Raw genomic sequence first — 491 nt, 5'->3', positions numbered from 1 at the left:
TGCCGGGCCAGGGGACCGTGCGCCACGGCGACGCCCTTGGGCCGGCCCGTCGAGCCCGACGTGTAGATGACGTAGGCGAGCTGGCCCGGATGAGCGGTGCGCGGTGGCGCAGTCTCCGGCTCGGAGGCGAGATCGAGGCTGGACAGGTCGAGCCGCGCGAGGCCGCCCGGACCGGCTCGGCCCAGCCCGTCGAGGGCGACACCCTGGGCGAGCAGCAGGCGGGCGCCGGCATCCTCGATGAGGGCGGCGAGGCGCGCCGTCGGCTGGACCGGATTGAGGGGCAGGAAGGCGCCACCCGCCCGGAGGATGGCGAGGAAGGCGGCGATCTGGTCGGGCCCGCGCGGCAGGGCGACGGCGACCACGGTCTCGGGGCCGATTCCCTCACGGATCAACCGGTGGGCGAGACGGTTGGCCGCCCGGTCGAGCTCGCCGAACGTGGTGGTGCGCGGCCCGCAGACCACCGCTGGCGCGTCGGGATCGGCGAGGGCCGC

1 protein-coding gene is annotated in these 491 nt (G+C 76.4%); it reads right to left on the bottom strand.

Annotation, left to right across the window (positions count from 1 at the left end):
- Window positions 1-491: AMP-binding protein (locus AC0IXR_RS24990; RefSeq protein ID WP_471762587.1), on the bottom strand; the 491-nt coding region annotated here is incomplete at both ends.

Source organism: Methylobacterium sp. AC832 (assembly GCF_979256025.1).
The sequence above is the reverse complement of the archived record's forward strand: the minus strand, read 5'-3'. Positions and strand labels throughout refer to the sequence as shown.